Genomic DNA, 393 nt, shown 5'->3' on the forward strand with positions numbered 1-393 from the left:
GTTGTCATTATTTGCAGGCACTGTATTGCTCAGTGGCTGTAATTCTGCGCTGTTAGATCCCAAAGGACAGATTGGTCTGGAGCAACGTTCACTGATACTGACGGCATTTGGCCTGATGTTGATTGTCGTTATTCCCGCAATCTTGATGGCTGTTGGTTTCGCCTGGAAGTACCGTGCGAGCAATAAAGATGCTAAGTACAGCCCGAACTGGTCACACTCCAATAAAGTGGAAGCTGTGGTCTGGACGGTACCTATCTTAATCATCATCTTCCTTGCGGTACTGACCTGGAAAACCACTCACGCTCTTGAGCCTAGCAAGCCGCTGGCACACGACGAGAAGCCCATTACCATCGAAGTGGTTTCCATGGACTGGAAATGGTTCTTCATCTACCC

The 393-nt window shown here is 48.9% G+C and carries 1 protein-coding gene; it reads left to right on the forward strand.

The window, feature by feature from the left end; all coding sequences use genetic code 11:
* Nucleotides 1–393 (forward strand): cytochrome ubiquinol oxidase subunit II (locus GPA22_RS22540; protein ID WP_425483977.1); only part of this gene is annotated, 393 nt, incomplete at both ends.

The organism is Aromatoleum toluvorans (assembly GCF_012910905.1).
GTDB lineage: Bacteria > Pseudomonadota > Gammaproteobacteria > Burkholderiales > Rhodocyclaceae > Aromatoleum > Aromatoleum toluvorans.